We start from the raw sequence: 16,189 nt of genomic DNA, 5'->3' as shown, positions 1-16,189 counted from the left end.
GATATTCCGATTAACTGCTCTAAATAAGACAAAATCCAAAGATTTGGATCATATAAAAGGAAAAACTTCCTTTATTTTTAAGGAAATAGGGGTATTTCCCAATTTAAACGGAATTTTACCGTTTATTTTTCAAACACAGTAAATCAACATTCAGCTAGAACAGAGCTTCTAAATAAAGAAAGTTTGTGCCTTTCTTCATAGATAGGAAAGTATAACTTTCCTATCAGGAATAAGGGTAACTACGCTTCTTTCCTTCGCCCTGCCGGTCTCGCCAATCGGCGGGTTTTCTTTATTAACTTGATTTTTGCTGATTGCGAATGGGATATAACGCTTTGTCGAGTGTAAGCAAATTTTTTTCTGTAATTTCTGTTTTCCTTGGAATAGGAGGATAAAGGTTTTCCGGATCATCCCAATCTTTAGGCAATTCTACTGGAGCTTCTTTTTGCCAGGTGTTTACCCAGTCATGCGGTAAACTGCCGTAACAATTTGAGTTTTCCGTCATTTCCAGCCAAATCATGGACCAGGCCCTAGGTACGACACGCCAAATATCATAGCCCCCTCCGCCGACTGCTATCCACCTTCCATCACAATATTGATGAGCAATTTCATGGGCAAGTTTTGGAATTTCTCTGAAAATTTTCATCGTTGTTGACAAGTGTGTTAATGGGTCGTAATAATGCGAGTCTGCTCCATTTTGTGTCAAAATGACATCTGGCTTGAAAAATGAAGCAATCTCTCGAATGGCATTTGTGTAGGCATGAAGCCATGACTCGTCTTCCGTAAAAGCATCAACAGGGATGTTAAACGAATATCCATAACCTGCTCCTTGCCCCCTTTCATTTATATTTCCTGTGCCAGGAAATAAATATCTTCCAGTTTCGTGAATGGACAAAGTACAGACATTTGGATCATCGTAGAATGACCATTGCACCCCATCCCCGTGATGGGCATCCGTATCCACATATAAAACACGGGCGTGGTATTTTTCTTGAAGATACTTGATTGCTACCGAACTATCATTGTAAACACAGAAGCCAGAAGCTTTTCCGCGAAATCCATGATGCAATCCGCCGCCAAGATGAGCAGCATGAAGCACTCTTCCGGACATTACTTCATCGACAGCCGTTAAGGTACCACCAACCAATAAGGAGCTGGCCTCATGCATGTTTGAGAATATGGGGGTATCCTCGGTACCCAAGCCGTAATTTTCAGCTATCCCTTGGGGAAGCTGTCCGTTACCAGCCTTTTTAACCGCTTCAATATAGCTTGGATCATGGATGAGTTTCAGCTCGTCCTCTGTTGCAAATCGCGGTGGAATGATTTGATCGGGGTGTAAGGCATTTATTCGGTTTAATAGGTCCACAGTCAGTTTTAGCCGGAATTGATTAAACGGATGATGATTGCTGAATTTATATTTCAGCAATTCTTCAGAATAAATAAAAGCAGCACGATTTGTCATAAAGAAATCCCCGGAAAATTCGGCCATAGGACTTGATGGCCTGCTTCTTTTAGTTCCTGGATTAACTCAATGGGATTCATCATCTGGACTCTAATGACGAGAATTTTATAATGTTCATCCTGTTTATCCGGATAAATAAGCACACTAAGAATATTGGCATGTCGATTGCGAATAATTCCGGCTATATCGCTGAGAACCCCTGAAATATTTGGTACCCTTATTTCAATTTGCGATCCTGGCTGATGGGCTCCAGTTAGTTCAACCATGGTCCGTAATAAATCGGTTTCCGTTATAATTCCAACTAATTCCTGATCCTTAATGATCGGAAGGGCGCTAATTTTATGTTCATAGAAAATGCCTGCTACTTCTTCTACAAAATCAAGCGGGTGCCCGATAATCACATTGCGCTCCATTATGGAATCAACCGGTTTTTTTAAATTGTCTGGGTTTTCATTTGTTCTAAATATAGAGGAAGTCACTTCTTTTAATCTTGATATAGTGACAAGACCAACTAAATGAGCTTCGTTATCTATAATGGGAATGTGGCGAATATTATGGGTTTCCATCGCCTGGATCGCTTCTGCAACTGTGTTATCCGGTTGTAAAGTCACTACATTTTTTTTCATGATTTCTTCAACAATCATTGACATATCCCCCTTATATCAAGCACTAATCCAAGTTTAGTACGATCCCTTTGTAAGAAGGGCTTCTCTTCAATCAACTAGGTGAATATCAACAAAACGCTTTATGAAAGCCTATTTTTTAGTACATAAATCGATTCATAAAACGGAGGCGGTCAAACTTTTGAATGGATTCTTGGTCTACTCGTTTCCCCATTCTGGCCATTAGACAGTTAGCCGGATGGGAGCATATTTCCGGGTCATCTGTTGCATACCACTCCAGCCCTCCGGCATTCATCATCTTTTCCATAACTTTTCTATATTCCCAAACATTTAATTTGGTTCCTTTTAAATCCCAATGCCAATAGTACTCCGTCGTAATGATCATGTAATCTTCCATTGCATCATCCATCATGGAAACAATTAATAGATTTTTACCAACTGAATAGCCTCTGAATCTAGGAATGACTTCTATGGCCCCAAGCTCTATTAAATTTTCTATTTTCCCCTCAGACCAGCGCTCTAGAGGATCTGGGTAAAGGTATGTAACATAGCCGACAATGGTGTTATGGTGTCGTGCAATGATAATTCTGCCTTCTTCCAATTTGGCAATCTCAATTAACGCACGGTGTTGTTGTTGAGGCTGGCGAAAGGCAATCAAATCTTCATGAAATTCGTAACATGCAAGTGTATCAGAAGAAATGGGTCCTTCGATAATTAAAGGCCCATGTGAAGTTTTTAATTCTTTTGCATTATAAGTTTTAATATGATCCATCTGGTCACCACCCGGAAATAGTGTACTAATTCTATTATACATATATTTTATTAATTGAAAGTGTTTTCACGAAATTTTCAGTGTTATTAATATAGGAAGGAGAGTGATTTCAAAAAATTTGTTTTTTTTAAAATTGTGAATCATTATCATTTGTAATATAATATTCTTAAATGATTGAACGTCTATTGTCGATAGCATCCTAGGTTACAGATGTCTAAGTATAAACTATAAAAGGTTTATACTTTTTTACCAGCCAAAAACGGCAGAGGGGGAGATTATATGAAAGTGGAAGCGTTACCAGTTGTGCAAGGAGATCATAATCTACGAAATTATGAAGATACCTATAATCATTTTGACTGGAAAGAAACGGAGAAGGAATTCAGCTGGAGTCTCACCGGACGTGTAAATATGGCATACGAAGCAATCGACCGTCATGTAGAAACCTTTAGAAAAAATAAAGTGGCTCTTTACTATCGTGATGATTCACGGAACGAAAAATATACATTTAAAGAAATGAAGGAGCTATCCAATAAAGCAGGAAATGTATTGAAAAAATATGGGGATGTAGAAAAAGGGGACCGTGTATTTATCTTTATGCCTCGTTCACCAGAGCTATATTTTACGGTTTTGGGCGCCATTAAACTCGGGGCAATCGTTGGCCCTTTATTTGAAGCATTCATGGAAGGTGCGGTAAGGGACCGTCTTCAGGACAGTGAAGCGAAAGTTCTTGTGACAACACCGGAATTGTTGAATCGTGTGCCAGTTAAAGGCCTGCCTGCTTTGAAGCATATTTTCCTTGTAGGGAAAAGCGTAAAGGAAGAGGGGCAATGCATTGACTTTTTAGAAAAATTCGCCTCTGCCAGCAAGGAACTGAAAATTGAATGGGTAGAGCGTACTGATGGGCTTATTCTTCACTACACATCGGGATCCACTGGAAAACCAAAAGGGGTCCTTCATGTTCATAATGCCATGATTCAGCATTACCAAACAGCGAAATGGGTTCTCGATTTAAAAGAAGACGATGTTTATTGGTGCACAGCCGACCCAGGCTGGGTTACGGGAACATCCTATGGAATATTCGGACCATGGCTAACCGGAACATCGAATGTGATTATTGGCGGACGTTTTACTCCTGAAACATGGTATAAAATGATTGAAGACTTTGGCGTAACCGTTTGGTACAGTGCCCCAACAGCATTCCGGATGCTAATGGGAGCAGGTGATGAGCTTGTTAAAAAGTTCAATTTGAGCAGTCTTCGTCATATTCTAAGTGTTGGTGAGCCATTAAACCCGGAAGTCGTAAAATGGGGAGCGAAAGTATTTAACCGCCGGATTCATGATAATTGGTGGATGACGGAAACTGGCGCCCAGCTAATTAGTAACTATCCATGCATGGTAATTAAACCTGGTTCCATGGGTAAACCATTCCCAGGTGTTAAAGCTGCCATTGTTGATAACCAAGGGAATGAACTGCCGCCATATCGAATGGGTAATCTGGCAATAAAAAAAGGCTGGCCATCCATGATGCATACCATTTGGAATAATCAGGAGAAGTATGAGTCCTATTTTATGCCGGGTGATTGGTACGTCTCCGGAGATTCTGCCTATATGGATGAGGAAGGTTATTTCTGGTTCCAGGGACGGGTGGATGATGTGATTAACACTTCCGGTGAGCGTGTGGGACCATTTGAAGTTGAAAGTAAGCTGGTAGAACACCCTGCTATTGCCGAAGCAGGTGTTATTGGCAAGCCGGACCCAGTTCGTGGAGAAATTATTAAAGCCTTCGTGGCCTTAAGAGACGGATATGTTCCTTCAGAAGAACTGAAAGAGGAAATTCGCCTATTTGTGAAAAAAGGTCTTGCTGCCCATGCGGCTCCAAGGGAAATAGAGTTCCGCGACAAACTGCCAAAAACTCGAAGCGGAAAAATTATGAGACGTGTATTAAAGGCCTGGGAGCTTGACTTGCCAACAGGCGACTTATCAACAATGGAAGATTAATTTTTATGGTTTTCATATTGGTTTCTCTATGAAAGTCAAATCATAAAAAATCGCACCGAATGGGAATTCGGTGCGATTTTTTATTGGTTAGGCACAATTACAGTTCCAATGGTCACAAGGTTCGATGGAGCGGATTCTCTTCCGGCAATGTCAACTGCTGTTACATAGTAACTGCCGCTACCTGCCGTAAAACGGAGGCTGGAGCCACTATTAATACTTGCCACTTTTCGTGAAGATGCCCCGCCTTTATATAGCCTGTATCCAATTACATCGTTGTCCGAAGAGGAGCTCCAGTTTAAGGTATTTCCTGAAACTGTTAAAGTTACAGGATTAGGTTTTCTGCCATTATCCTGCATTTTTGCATCAGGTACAAGAATTTTTCCCCATAGGCTTTTCTGCGGAATCAATTCACTATAATCAGTGAAATCATTACCTGCCATTTGCCGAATGAAATCCGGGTTTAAAATCAAACCTGCTTGGGAAAACTCTGATGGTGTGGATTTAAGAGCCAAATATTTTTTGCCGCGAATCATCACAAAACGTCCATCCGTCAAACTATTATCGATCTTTGTTGGAACATACTTGGTATTGAAATAATCGCTTTCAACAAGCCCTGCTTTTTCACAAGCATCTGACGGCAGCAAGCCGGAGATGGTACAAATGGAACGTTGAACAATTCCTGTTGGCATTTGAAATGTTGCTTTTGGCGCAATTAATGAAGGATTAATTTTATAAGCGGCATTCATTAAATCAGCCCAAAGGTTATTCGTACGTTGGCTATAAGACATTCCTGGCGTTTGCAGTGATTTTTGTGTATCATAACCTGTCCAGATTCCAAATGTGACGTTAGGGTTGCTGGCAACAAACCAGGAATCATAATAATTGACACCTGTACCTGTTTTTCCTGCCCAATCAGCCGTAAAGTCCAGCCTGTTTTTTACCGCTGATGCTGTTCCCATTTTGATGACATCACGCATCATATCCAGAGTCAAATATGCTGTTTGCGGTGTAAATACGTCCACTGGCTTCACCTGATGCTGATAAATGACTTTCCCATTTTTATCGACAATTTTATCGATTAAATAGGCATCTATAAATTTTCCGCCGTTCGCAAAAGTCGTAAAGGCATTCGTGTTTTCTTCAACAGTAACACCACCGCTGATAGAACCGATGCCGGCTGCCGGATTGGTAAAATCATCTTTTTTAAGTGAAGAGAATCCCATTTTATCAAGATACTTTGCCGGATTTTGATTTAGTATGGATTCATAGACTTTAATGGCCGGAACATTATAAGATTTTGCTAATGCATATCGTGCTGAAACCAAACCGCTGTATTGGTAGTCATAGTTATGCGGCCAGACTTTTTCTGGATTTGTCGGATCCAAATGGGATTCAACATCTGCCAGAGGAGTTCCTGGGGAGACTTTCCCGAGCTCAATGGCAGGGCCGTAAACTAGCAGCGGTTTCATGGTTGACCCATTTTGTCTGAGTGAGCTTGTAGCGTGATTCAACTGCTGGCGATGAAAATCCCTTCCTGCAACAAAACTGATAATTTTCCCCGTTTTATTTTCAATCAGCATAGCCCCGACTTCAACCGGTTCCATGATTGTTTTCGTTTCTCCTGTATCCGGATCTTTTACGACCTGTGATTTATCAGGTTCGTAATTGGGATAATTATCTTTCACTTTTTGCATAACATCGTAAATATTTTTATCAATGGTTGTATAAATTTTGTACCCTTTTTGGTGCAAATCATGGCTGGCCATGGTTTTATACTTATAATAAAGATTATTATTCGTCTTGAGATCCTTATCAGTATGGCCATCTTTTTTAGCCAATTCAATGGTTAGTAAATCGATGGCGCGGCTTTCGATCTCTGCTGTCAGCCAAGGGTATTTTTCTGCTGGGCTGCTGACGGAAGGCGTGAAGTCTTTGGTAATATCGTAGGCAGCAGCGTCTGTATATTGTTTTTTGGTTATGTAACCACCGTCATACATTCTTTTTAAAATCGTTTTCATTCTTGTGATGCCCGGTTCGAGATTCTTCTTTAACGTGCCTTCATTTGTAAACGGGGTATAGCCGAACGGACTTTGCGGCAGTCCAGCGATGAATGCTGCTTCCGGCAATGTGAGATCAAGTGCGCTTTTTCCAAAAATACCCTTTGCAGCTGCCTGAACCCCGGCAATGTTTCGCCCGGAAGAATTTCTTCCAAATGGCACTACATTTAAGTAGGCATCCAGTATTTCTTTTTTACTGAAAAATTTCTCTAACCGAAGTGCAAGTAGAATTTCGCTTGCCTTTCTTTGAAATGAAACTTCATCGGTTAAGATTTGGTTTTTTATTAATTGCTGTGTTAATGTGCTTCCGCCAGTTTGGACCCGGGAGCCCGTCATTTCTTGAAAAAGAGCACGGAAAACAGCTTTTGGAACAACACCATGATGCTGGTAAAAGTATTCATCCTCTGTTGCGATGACGCCATTAATTAAATAACGGGAAATCTGATTGAGGCTGACTGATTCCCGTTCCAGATCAGACCGGAGTTTGCCGAGATAAACATTATTAGCAAAATATAATTCCGAAGTTGCTGTGTAATCATCAATATCTTTTTTCATGCTGTCGTATGAGCGGATCGGTTCATCTTTAACAAGCGATGCAAAATATCCAGCGCCAATTCCTGCGGCGAAAGCGCCTCCAATCAAGCCTACCGTGATTAAAAGGAGAAACAGATTCCAGACAACATGATAAGTAATTCTTGCATTTTTAACTGTTTTTTCATTGGTGAGCCAGGTAAAAACCGGCTTTGTCTTTTCTACAAATGCTTGCCATTTTTCTTTCATAGCACCACCTCACTAAAATATCCTTATTATAGCATATTAAGGAAGCAAAAATTGACATCCTTCTGCATTTTTCTGAATTTTAGGAGAGATATATGAAAAGGATGACCATTCATATTGATCATCCCATCATCTTGCTAATATCTAATTAGCGTATATTTCTTCTTACCTCTTCTAATAATCGTAAATTGTCCTTCGATTTTGTCAGTTTCTTGAAGAACATAGGCAGCATCCGTGGTTTTTTCACCATTAATCGAAATAGCGCCATTTGTAATGTCTTCACGGGCTTGACGCTTGGAAGGGGAAATTTTTGCTGCTGCCAGCAACTCTACCAATTGGCTTTCCGCTTCGTTTTGTACCGTATAGGATGGAACGTCTTTAAAACCTTGCTGAATTTCCGCGGCCGTCAGATTTTGTACGTCTCCACTGAATAGTGCCTGTGAAATTTTAATTGCCTGCTCCAATGCATCTTCACCATGAATCAGACGGGTAATTTCTTCTGCTAATGCTTTTTGAGCCTTGCGAAGATGCGGTTCTTCTTGAACAGATTGTTCTAACTGTTCAATAAAATCGTGTGAAAGGAATGTAAATAGTTTTAAGTATTTAATAACGTCAGCATCAGCCGTATTTAGCCAGAATTGGTAAAATTCATATGGTGTTGTTTTTTCAGGATCAAGCCAAACAGCGCCACCTTCCGTTTTACCAAATTTTGTGCCATCAGCTTTAGTGACCAAAGGAATGGTCAGTCCAAAAGCTTTTGACTCTTCTGCATGCATTTTACGGATTAGTTCTAAACCGGAAGTAATATTTCCCCATTGATCGCTTCCGCCAATTTGTAATTTACAGTTGTGATGGTCATATAAATGATTGAAGTCCATTGCCTGTAAAATAGTGTAGGTGAATTCTGTGAAGGAAATCCCAGTTTCCAAACGGTTTGCAATGGTATCCTTTGCTAGCATGTAATTGACGCCAATATGCTTGCCGATGTCGCGCAAAAAGGTGACAATGTCCATCTTTCCAGCCCAATCATAGTTATTCACCATGATTGCACCATTCTCGCCTTCAAATTCAAAGATAGCAGCTAATTGATTTTTAATTCCTTCTACATTTTGCTGTACCGTTTCTAATGTTAAAAGCTTTCGTTCTTCGCTTTTTCCGCTAGGGTCACCGATAAGACCTGTTGCGCCGCCAACGAGTACAATCGGGCGATGTCCATGCTGTTGGAATCTTCTTAATGTCAGGAAGGGAACCAAGTGCCCAATATGCAAGCTGTCGGCTGTTGGGTCTGCACCGCAGTATAGAGAAATTTTTTCTTTGCTTAAAAGGTCTTTTAATCCTTCTTCATCTGTTTGCTGATAGATAATCCCACGCCATGCTAAATCCTGTAATAATTCCAATTGAATAACCTCCTTTAAAAATAAAAACGCCCCTGCAAATTGCAGGGACGAAAAACTCGCGGTACCACCCGGCTTGAGGAATAAATTCCTCCAACTCAATAAAAATAACGGTTATCACCGTTCTCCGCTACTAATCAATTTCACGGAGAATGCTCCGGGATGTAATTCATTCCTCTATATGTGACAGCTTTCACTGGCCGCTGCCTCTCTTTAAACAGGGATAGAAGAACTACAGTTGATTCCCATCTAAGCTTCTTATTAAAAATAAACTTATTGTTTTTGTATCATATCTTTCTCATGATGTCAAATTGACATCACGAAAAACATTTACAAAATGAACTTTGCCCTTCTTTTTGAAGTAAAGGCAAAAGAGGTTAACATATAACTCGCATCTGTTCATTTTAGACTGTTGACCGAAAGATCATTCCACTTGACACTTCCAGACAGTATCCTCAAACCTTTGAATAGGCTGCTTGCAGTACAATATCAATCGACAAGGTGGAAGTTGGACAGCATATCAAATTTGTCATAAGCAATCATTAAATTAAGAATCGTGCATATGAATCGCTTCAATTCAATATTTTCCTTTTGGTACACATGATATCAATCCTGGTACGATACTGGATGGTTTAATCAAATAAAAGAAATGAAAAAATGTTAATTAATATGTGAAATTTCACCAGCACTCCATGGATTGACAGAAAACACTCTATACATATGGAGAGCTGTATGTCGATAGAATTAAATAAATAGCAGAGGTTCGAGAACCTGTAAAAGATTCTCGGGCTCCATCTGCCTTTATTTCAAAATAATGAATTACTATTCAGCTTTTTTAACCATAAAACAAACTAGCATACAAGGCTCACTGCCATTATTAATGCACCAGTGCTCCTCGCCTGCAGGGATCAGTGTTGCATCTCCAGCCTTTTCCACACTGTATTCACCATTACAATAAGTATCCACTTTTCCACTGAAAATATAGGAGTACTCATCCTCATCATGACAACTCATGCCCACAGCTGGAATTCTTTCACCAGGTGTGAGAGATATGACACTCATGCTCACTTCTTTAAAATCACCCTTCTTGATGAAAAACCTTTTCATTTCATAAAGCGGCATACCAATTGGCTTTACTTGATTAATATTGGTTTTTTCCATTTCACTTTACCACCTATTCATTTTTGAGTTTTGGATCTAGAAAGTCCCGCAGACCATCGCCTACGAAGTTAGCACCTAAAGAAACTGAGAAAATGGCTAAGCCTGGAAAGGTAGAAACCCACCAATTTTGAATAGCCCTGGCCCCACCTGATACCATTGAACCCCACTCAGGTGTAGGCGGTTGTGTGCCTAGTCCAAGGAAGCTTAATCCAGAGAACATCAAGATGGCATTCCCAAGGTCAAGTGTTGCCATAACCAATAATGGACCAAAGCAATTTGGTAAAATTTCTAAAAATAGAACACGAATATGTGAAGCACCCATAACTCGAGAAGCGGTAACATATTCGCTTTCTTTTAAGGAAATAACCATTGAACGCATTAATCTCGCATAATTTGGCCACCAGATAATAGCCATTGCAAGTACTGAGTTTAGGATACTTGGTCCAAGGGCAGCAGCGATGACCATCGCCAAAATGAGTGGTGGAAACGCCATAATAAGCTCTGAGAAACGCATTATCGCTTCGTCCGCTAATCCGCCTTTATATCCTGCTATTCCCCCATATAAGATACCGAAAGCAAAAGCACTAATAACTGTAATAAAACCCGCAGTTAAAGAAATTCTAGAACCATAAATGACCCGTGAGAATACATCACGACCTAACTCGTCAGTTCCAAAAAAGTGTGAAGAGCTTGGAGATTGGTATCTAATGGATATATCCTGTGCTGTTGTACTATAGGTACCGATTAACGGTGCAAAAATGGCAATAAGAATCCACAATGTACAAATGATTAATCCGAGTTTAAAAAGAAATCCTTTTTGGGTGATAAAAGATTTAATTGTTCTCATTATCGATACCTCACTCTCGGATCAATAACCCCATAAAGGATATCAATTAGCAGATTGATAATGACATAGATAAATGCAATTAGTAATGAGACGCCACATATAGCGGGGAAGTCTAGTGAAACGGCAGAGAGATAGGCATATTGACCAATTCCCGGCCATGCAAAAATATTCTCAACAAGCACCATTCCGCCCAGCAGATTACTAAAACCCATTCCGGCTACTGTAATAACGGGTATCAGTGAATTAGAAAGTGCATGTTTAATGATGACAGCTGATTCTTTTTGACCCTTTGATCTAGCCGTACGAATATAATCCATTGACATGGCTTCAAGTAGATTAGACCTTGTCTGACGAGCAATTAATCCCATGGTAAAGAATCCTAGCACGGTTCCCGGAAGAATCAAGTGCATTGCGGCATCACCAAATAATTGAAAATCCCCGCTCATAAGCGAATCCATCAGTAATAGCCCTGTTCCTCCTTCTGGGGTTGATGCCCGTGCATCGATGCGTCCTGGTCCTGGTGTAATCCCTAAGATCGAAGAGAACACATTGAGCATAATTAAAGCAAACCAAAAGCTTGGTATAGAAACGCCGCTAATGGAGACAGTACGAATGATATGATCAATCGGTTTATTTCGATAAATGGCAGAGATGATTCCAAATAGAATCCCAAGAAGCAAGGCAATCGCCATAGCAGCAATGGATAGTTCCAATGTTGCCGGGAAGAACTGCCTCAAGTCATCCATCACAGGGTTGCCAGTTCGTATAGAGGTACCTAAATCACCAGTCAGCAGGTGTTGGAAATACAGAATGAATTGACTATATAGCGGCCGATCGAGCCCCCACTTCGCTTTAAAAGCAGCCACAATTTCAGGATTATTCATTGCACTCTGACTCAAATTCGCTGCAACCGGATCACTTGGCACTAAATGAGAAAGAATAAAAACGAAAAGTGCCACGCCAAATAATAAGAAAAGCAGAAACAATAGACGTCTACCAATAAATCTAAGCAATTTGGATCACGCTCCAGACTAAATAACCACTCACTGTTAAATCTTTAAAACTGATAAAACTTAAGATTAAATTTGAATGCAGTCCGCAGGAAGCTGCCTGCGGATTGCTTTTAGCTATTTTCATTGATTATTTAGAGAGTTTTAAATCGTTTAAATGCAGTTTGCAAAGATCATTATAAGCAGCGCCTTCCAGTTTGGAGCTGACAGCAAATGATTTAGGGTGCTGGACTAAGAATGCATAAGGACTATTCTCAGCCATTATGTCTTGCATCTTGCCCGAAATCTGTGCCCGTTTTGTATCATCAATTTCCACCTTCGCTTGTTCTGCTAACTTTACTAATTCTGGGTTAGCTGCAGGATCCCAGTTAGCCCGTTTTCCTACAATATCGCCTGGGATAAATGCTAATTGGTTGCTTAAATCGTAGTAGTCAGGTGACCAGTGCATGACTAGGAATGGGGCTTTACCATTTCGATAATCATCAATTACAGCGCCAATCTCTCCAGTTTTTATTTCTACTTTGATATTAATTTTTGCAAGATCCTCTTTTACTTTTTCAGCTATTGTTATCCATGAAAGTCCTTCGGAATTAAAGTTAGCTGCTGTTAGAGGCACAGTGAAGCCATCCTCATACCCTGCTTGCTTCATCAAGTCCTTTGCTTTTTCTATGTTTTGATAATTATCAGGTCTAGATTTAGCACCAACAAATCCTTTTTGCACAAAAGATAACGGCAGCAGCGCCCCATTACCTGCTAATTGCTGGAATCCCTTATAGTCAAGTGCATAACGGACAGCTTGCTGAACAAGTGGATTTGCCATTTCTTTACCGATTTCCGGCTTATCATTCATTAGTAAAAAAGAAATGGTTGAAGTTGGTGAAGTGATAACCTTTGCGTTTCCACCAGCTTTAATGCTTTTCACTTGGTCAGGTCCAACGCTTAAGGCAACGTCAATATCACCTTTTTCAAGCGCTTGAATTTGTGTGTTTGGATCAGGCATTTCTTTAATGATTATATTACTTGCATACACAGTGCCTTTATAATACGGATTCTTTGCCAGAACCATCTCTGTATTGGCTGTCCACTTTTTCAATATATATGGACCGCTGCCAGCTGATGCTTCATCAAGGTAAGAAGATCCTTTATCTGATGTGCTTGCATCCGCTGTATCAGTGCCGCCTTTTTCCTTTACTACTTTGCTATCAAGAACTGCATAGGCATTGTTTGTAATTTTTGAAAGAAAGGATGCATCCTTTGCTTTTAGAGTGACGACAACTGTCTTGTTGTCTTTTGCTTCTACTTTTGCAACACCTTCTGTAAGAGCAGCAGCATTGCCTTTTAAATTTCTTGTACGATTAAAACTGAATACAACATCCTGTGCCGTTACAGGATTTCCACTTGAAAATTTATGTCCCCCGTCAAGCGTGAAAGTATAAACAAGACCTGAACTATCTACTGTGTATGATTTAGCCAGAGCTGGCTTTGGAGTGAGATCTGACCCTTGCACCATATATAAATTCTCATATGTTGCATAAAAATAGAAATTCCCGTATACCTCGTAAGCACGAGCTGGATCCATTGTTTTCCAATCAGATGCTACCCCGATAACGATGGTATCAGCATTGGATGCAGATGTTCCTCCAGTTTTTTCTTGCTTGCTGCATGCGAATAGTGATAAAGCCAATATCAATGTAATGGCCAGTAAAGCAATTTTTTTCATCATCCCCAACCCCTTCTTTTTAAAATTTGGCTGTGTTAATGGATATTGTTGATTTTCATATTCTGCTGATTGGAGCGGAAGGTACGAAGACTCCTGCGGGAGTACGGGGCAGGGAAGCCCCATAGGTGCGATAATGCCGAGGAGGCTCCCCGGCACGCCCGCGAACCGCTCGTACCTGGAGCGGAAATCAACAGTCACGATTAACAAGCCTAAAATTAATAGAATCACTTTGTACATAAATGACATGCAACAAAATGGTTACTACCTGTTTGAATAAAATCCGGTGCCACTGTTTTGCAAATATTCATCACAGCAGGACATCTTGTGTGAAATCGACAGCCAGTTGGCGGATTAGATGGGCTTGGCACATCCCCAGTAAGAATAATCTTCTCTCGGGGATCTCCGCCTGCATCTGGAATAGATGAGAGAAGTGCCTTTGTATAGGGGTGCTGCGTTTTTTCGTATAGATCATCGCGAGTTGCCAGTTCAACGATTTTACCTAAATACATAACAGCAACACGATTACTAATATGGTGAACCACGCTTAGATCATGTGAGATAAATAGATAGGTAAGATTCAATTGTTGCTGCAGGTCCACTAGTAAGTTAATTACCTGGGCTTGTATAGACACATCCAATGCCGAGACAGGTTCGTCGCACACAATAAGCTCTGGATCTAGTGCCAATGCTCTGGCAATACCTACCCTTTGTTTTTGCCCGCCTGACATTTCATGAGGAAATCTATCCAAATAACGGCTTGCCAGACCGACCAAATCGATCAGTTCAGTAATTTTTGCTTCAGCATTTTCCAGTTTATGAATTTTGAAAGGTTCTAATAAAATTTGCTTAATGGTTCTGCGTGGATTTAAGCAAGCAGAGGGATCTTGAAAAATCAGTTGTGCCTTTTTGGTGAAATTTTTCTGTTTGGATCTGGAAAAATGGGTAATATCATCACCATTAAAAATAATTTTAGAGCCGTGATCTGGCGCATAAAGACCAAGCAGAGTCCTGCCCAGCGTACTTTTCCCGCATCCGCTTTCACCAACGAGACTAAATGTTTCACCCCTTTTAATCGTAAAAGAGATATCGTCTACTGCTTTAAGCAATCCTTTTTTTCCATCAGGGCCTTTAATATGAAAGGATTTCTTTAAGTGAGAAACCTCTAAAATGTTTTCTGAGGTGTTTGATGCCGCTGCTATTGCTTTCGTATCATTTTGTGGCATTTACATCATCACCCTTTTCTGTTCCGTCATAAATAAAGCATCTTACTTCACGGCCATCTTCTTGTTTAAATAATGGAGGCGTTTCCAGCTTGCATTTCTCTGTTGCATATTTGCAGCGAGGATGGAAGCTGCATCCGCTTGGCATATTTAATGCATCAGGGACAGTTCCCTCGATCGCCTCAAGTCTTTCTACTTTATTAGAGATTTTCGGGATTGCACCTAGCAATCCTTGTGTATATGGATGAAGGGGATCAGCAAATACTAACTCAGTTGGGCTTTTTTCCACTATTTGACCCGTGTACATGACGGCTACGTTCTCACACATTTCTTTCACAACACCTAAATCATGGGTGATCATGATAATACTCATATTCCTTTTTTTCTTTAGGCTGTTCATTAAATCTAGTATTTGGGCTTGAATCGTAACATCTAATGCGGTGGTAGGTTCATCGGCAATTAATAGTTTTGTATTGCAGGCTAATGCCATGGCAATCATGATTCTTTGCCGCATCCCGCCCGACATTTGATGCGGATATTCATGAAATCTCTGTTCAGGTGAAGGAATTCCTACCATTCTCAGCATCTCAATTGCATATTTTTTTGCATCTTGCTTGCTTACATCTTTTTGGTGAATCAGGATTGGCTCCATAATCTGTTTGCCGCATGTATGCAGCGGATTAAGGGATGTCATCGGCTCTTGAAATATCATTGACACAGACTTTCCTCTAATTTTTCGCATTTCCTTAGGCGAAAGTTTTAATAAATCTACGCCATCAAAATCAATGGTTCCAGTTATTTCAGCGTTCGCATTTTGCAAAAGTCCCATTATAGAGAGAGAGGTAACACTCTTGCCGCTGCCGCTTTCACCAACGATTCCTAATGAACTTCCTTGAGTTAAATCAAGGCTCAAACGATCCACTGCTTTTACAGCACCCTGACGTGACTTAAATTTAATTGTCAAATCTTTTACTTTTAGTAATGTCAACAGCCTCACCTTTTTCAAATAAATTATAAAAAATTGTGGGAATCTCAACAGGGAGGAAAGTGTAACTGATCTTCAATTTTGAAATTTTTGAAGATAGGAAGGGAGGCCTCTCATTCAGCTACTTCAATTAATCAATTTTTGCTTTCTTCCTTGATTTAGACCA

General features: G+C 40.3%; 12 protein-coding genes and 1 other annotated feature. Of the genes, 1 reads left to right on the top strand and 11 read right to left on the bottom strand.

Features of this window, described 5'->3' with window-relative positions:
* Positions 1-292: 292 nt before the first annotated feature.
* The 3 genes from HPT25_RS01290 to HPT25_RS01280 form a co-directional block, all read right to left on the bottom strand.
* Positions 293-1,459: an acetoin utilization protein AcuC gene (locus tag HPT25_RS01290; protein ID WP_173058895.1), complete on the bottom strand. Its 1,167-nt coding sequence runs from the start codon at positions 1,457-1,459 to the stop codon at positions 293-295.
* Positions 1,456-2,103: an acetoin utilization AcuB family protein gene (locus HPT25_RS01285; protein ID WP_173058892.1), complete on the bottom strand. Its 648-nt coding sequence runs from the start codon at positions 2,101-2,103 to the stop codon at positions 1,456-1,458. Before HPT25_RS01285 ends, HPT25_RS01290 begins: the two co-directional genes overlap by 4 nt.
* A 118-nt stretch (positions 2,104-2,221) precedes the next feature.
* Entirely contained in the window at positions 2,222-2,854 is a 633-nt protein-coding gene (locus tag HPT25_RS01280) for a GNAT family N-acetyltransferase (RefSeq protein WP_173058889.1), read from the bottom strand.
* A 279-nt stretch (positions 2,855-3,133) separates the two neighbouring features.
* On the opposite strand from HPT25_RS01280, the gene acsA reads away from it, so the two are divergent.
* On the top strand, positions 3,134-4,852 hold the full coding sequence (gene acsA, locus HPT25_RS01275) for an acetate--CoA ligase (protein WP_173058886.1): 1,719 nt from the start codon (positions 3,134-3,136) through the stop codon (positions 4,850-4,852).
* 80 nt (positions 4,853-4,932) lie between these two features.
* On the opposite strand, the gene HPT25_RS01270 is transcribed toward acsA, so the two are convergent.
* The 8 genes from HPT25_RS01270 to HPT25_RS01235 form a co-directional block, all read right to left on the bottom strand.
* On the bottom strand, positions 4,933-7,689 hold the full coding sequence (locus HPT25_RS01270) for a transglycosylase domain-containing protein (protein ID WP_173058883.1): 2,757 nt from the start codon (positions 7,687-7,689) through the stop codon (positions 4,933-4,935).
* Between the two features lie 134 nt (positions 7,690-7,823).
* Entirely contained in the window at positions 7,824-9,083 is a 1,260-nt protein-coding gene (tyrS, locus tag HPT25_RS01265; protein WP_173058880.1) for a tyrosine--tRNA ligase, read from the bottom strand.
* Between the two features lie 40 nt (positions 9,084-9,123).
* Positions 9,124-9,341 (bottom strand) — a binding site (T-box leader).
* Positions 9,342-9,902: 561 nt separating this feature from the next.
* Positions 9,903-10,241: a cupin domain-containing protein gene (locus HPT25_RS01260; RefSeq protein WP_173058877.1), complete on the bottom strand. Its 339-nt coding sequence runs from the start codon at positions 10,239-10,241 to the stop codon at positions 9,903-9,905.
* A 13-nt stretch (positions 10,242-10,254) separates the two neighbouring features.
* Positions 10,255-11,088 (bottom strand): ABC transporter permease, encoded by an 834-nt coding sequence (locus HPT25_RS01255; RefSeq protein ID WP_173058874.1) that lies wholly within the window; start codon positions 11,086-11,088, stop codon positions 10,255-10,257.
* Complete coding sequence (locus tag HPT25_RS01250; RefSeq protein ID WP_173058871.1) at positions 11,088-12,101, bottom strand: ABC transporter permease; 1,014 nt, start codon at positions 12,099-12,101, stop codon at positions 11,088-11,090. The genes HPT25_RS01255 and HPT25_RS01250 overlap by 1 nt, the downstream gene beginning before the upstream one ends.
* A 127-nt stretch (positions 12,102-12,228) precedes the next feature.
* Positions 12,229-14,064, bottom strand: a complete 1,836-nt coding sequence (locus HPT25_RS01245) for an ABC transporter substrate-binding protein (RefSeq protein ID WP_217269594.1) — start codon at positions 14,062-14,064, stop codon at positions 12,229-12,231.
* On the bottom strand, positions 14,043-15,041 hold the full coding sequence (locus HPT25_RS01240; protein WP_173058865.1) for an ABC transporter ATP-binding protein: 999 nt from the start codon (positions 15,039-15,041) through the stop codon (positions 14,043-14,045). The genes HPT25_RS01245 and HPT25_RS01240 overlap by 22 nt, the downstream gene beginning before the upstream one ends.
* Positions 15,028-16,029 carry an ABC transporter ATP-binding protein gene (locus HPT25_RS01235; protein ID WP_173070787.1) on the bottom strand — a complete coding sequence of 334 codons (1,002 nt, stop codon included), beginning with the start codon at positions 16,027-16,029 and terminating at the stop codon, positions 15,028-15,030. Before HPT25_RS01235 ends, HPT25_RS01240 begins: the two co-directional genes overlap by 14 nt.
* Positions 16,030-16,189 lie beyond the last annotated feature (160 nt).

The organism is Neobacillus endophyticus (genome assembly GCF_013248975.1).
GTDB classification, from domain to species: Bacteria; Bacillota; Bacilli; order Bacillales; family Cytobacillaceae; genus Neobacillus; species Neobacillus endophyticus.
Note: the sequence above shows the minus strand (reverse complement) of the source record. Positions and strands in the feature narration are given on the sequence as shown.

Bases quoted from the DNA above. Each gene is read 5' to 3' on its own strand.
- HPT25_RS01290 (WP_173058895.1), bottom strand. From the start codon at position 1,459: ATGACAAATCGTGCTGCTTTTATTTATTCTGAAGAATTGCTGAAATAT.
- HPT25_RS01285 (WP_173058892.1), bottom strand. From the start codon at position 2,103: ATGATTGTTGAAGAAATCATGAAAAAAAATGTAGTGACTTTACAACCG.
- HPT25_RS01280 (WP_173058889.1), bottom strand. From the start codon at position 2,854: ATGGATCATATTAAAACTTATAATGCAAAAGAATTAAAAACTTCACAT.
- acsA (WP_173058886.1), top strand. From the start codon at position 3,134: ATGAAAGTGGAAGCGTTACCAGTTGTGCAAGGAGATCATAATCTACGA.
- HPT25_RS01270 (WP_173058883.1), bottom strand. From the start codon at position 7,689: ATGAAAGAAAAATGGCAAGCATTTGTAGAAAAGACAAAGCCGGTTTTT.
- HPT25_RS01260 (WP_173058877.1), bottom strand. From the start codon at position 10,241: ATGGAAAAAACCAATATTAATCAAGTAAAGCCAATTGGTATGCCGCTT.
- HPT25_RS01255 (WP_173058874.1), bottom strand. From the start codon at position 11,088: ATGAGAACAATTAAATCTTTTATCACCCAAAAAGGATTTCTTTTTAAA.
- HPT25_RS01245 (WP_217269594.1), bottom strand. From the start codon at position 14,064: ATGTCATTTATGTACAAAGTGATTCTATTAATTTTAGGCTTGTTAATC.
- HPT25_RS01240 (WP_173058865.1), bottom strand. From the start codon at position 15,041: ATGCCACAAAATGATACGAAAGCAATAGCAGCGGCATCAAACACCTCA.